The following is a 1,695-nucleotide window of genomic DNA, read 5'->3' as shown; positions in this document are numbered from 1 at the left end:
GGCGGGCAGGCCCCGCCCGCGCATCCGGTCGAGCGCCTGCGACATCGAGGTCGCGGTGCCATAGGGAAGACCTGCGATAATCGCCCCGGCAGCGAACAGCTCGGGATAGGTGGCGAGCATCACGCCAGCCATCGCGCCGCCGGCCGACAATCCCGTTACATAGATGCGGTCGGGATCGATCGCGACGTCGCGGACCATCGTCGCGATCATCGACCGGATCGACTGCGCCTCACCGCCACCGCGGCGGATATCCTCGGCGTCGAACCAGTTGAAGCAGAGATTGCCGTTATTCGCGCGCTGCTGCTCGGGATAGAGCACGGCGAACCCGTGCCGGTCGGCAAGATCGGACCAGCCCGCCCCCCGGTCATACCCCGTGGCGGTCTGCGTGCAGCCATGGAGGACCACGACCAATGGCATCCGCCGGTCGGACGTCGCCTCGGGCACATAGGTCAACGCACGCAACGCGCCGGGATTCGCGCCGAACGATTCGAGCGGACGCAGGCGCGAGTCCTCGCCCTCCGGCTGCTCGGCGAAGCGCGCCGCCGCGGCGCGTTGCGCCTTCGCCAGTTGCGCGAGTGTTTCCGAAAGCCTGGCCATCGATCGTCCCGTCATGCGCGCCCGACGCCTTGACGCCCGGCCCCGTGAATGGTGCAGTGCAGCATATCTTGTGCCGCCCCTGCCCGATCACAAGGGTAAATCGCCGCCGGACCTCAGCCGTGCGACCGCGCGAAGGCGGCAGCGTCGGCGACCTGTGCGTCGCTCGGGCGGACGCCGGTGTAGAGCACGAACTGCTCGAGCGCCTGAAGGATCGCGACCTCGGTGCCGGTGATGCAGCGTTTCCCCGCCGCTGCCGCGGCGCGCAGGAACGGCGTTTCCGGGGGATATTGCACGACGTCGAACGCAATGGCGCTCGCCGCGATCATCGCCGGCGGAAAAGCGAGCGCGTCCGCATCGGCACCCGTCATCCCCATCGGCGTGACGTTGATCAGCAGGTCCGCCTGCTCTTCCGTGTGAAGATCCGTGGCCCATGCAAAGCCATAGAGATCGGCGAGCGCACGACCGGCGGGTTCGTTGCGCGCGACGATCACGCCGTCGCGAAAGCCCGTGTCGCGCAACGCCGCGGCGACCGCCTTTGCCATCCCGCCCGACCCGCGCAGCATGAACCGCGTTGCCGGATCGATATCCGCGATCAGCGCTGCGACCGCGGCATAATCCGTGTTGTGCCCGGTCAGCACGCCTTCGTCGTTCACGATCGTGTTGACGCTGTCGATCGCCGCGGCCGAGGGCGCGAGTCCATCGAGCAGCGCGATCACCGCCTCCTTGAACGGCATCGAGATCGCGCAGCCGCGGATGTCGAGCGCCCGGATACCGCGCACCGCGCCCTCCAAGTCGCGGGTCGAGAACGCCTTGTAGACATAGTCGAGTCCGGTCAGCGCATAGAGCCGATTATGGAACCGGGTCCCGAAATTGCCCGGTCGCGCGGACAAGGACATGCACAAGCGGGTATCCCGCCCGATCAGCGGACGAGCGGGTTCCGGGGCTGAGGTCTGTTGGGTCATCGCCATAAAATAGGACGGCGATCCGCCGGGGTCGAGATACAAGCGCGGCGGAACAAGCGCCGCTACCCGGCGTAGAACCGGCGATGCGCGTCGTGCCCCTTGCCGAACCGGACGATTTCGATGGCTGGCGCGATGC

Annotated in this window: 2 protein-coding genes; both read right to left on the bottom strand. The window is 67.7% G+C overall.

Translation table 11 applies throughout. From position 1 onward, the window contains the following. The coding region (locus tag sphsw_RS06895; RefSeq protein WP_031439963.1) for an extracellular catalytic domain type 1 short-chain-length polyhydroxyalkanoate depolymerase at positions 1–597 on the bottom strand (597 nt) is incomplete at its 3' end. 113 nt (positions 598–710) lie between these two features. Further along, positions 711–1,559: a shikimate 5-dehydrogenase gene (locus sphsw_RS06890; protein ID WP_031439962.1), complete on the bottom strand. Its 849-nt coding sequence runs from the start codon at positions 1,557–1,559 to the stop codon at positions 711–713. Between the last annotated feature and the right edge of the window lie 136 nt (positions 1,560–1,695).

Source organism: Sphingomonas sp. FUKUSWIS1, from assembly GCF_000733135.1.
GTDB classification, from domain to species: domain Bacteria; phylum Pseudomonadota; class Alphaproteobacteria; order Sphingomonadales; family Sphingomonadaceae; genus Sphingomonas; species Sphingomonas aerolata.
The sequence above is the reverse complement of the archived record's forward strand: the minus strand, read 5'-3'. Positions and strand labels throughout refer to the sequence as shown.

Excerpts from the sequence above, each read along its gene's own strand:
- sphsw_RS06890 (WP_031439962.1), bottom strand. The coding sequence starts at position 1,559 with ATGACCCAACAGACCTCAGCCCCGGAACCCGCTCGTCCGCTGATCGGG.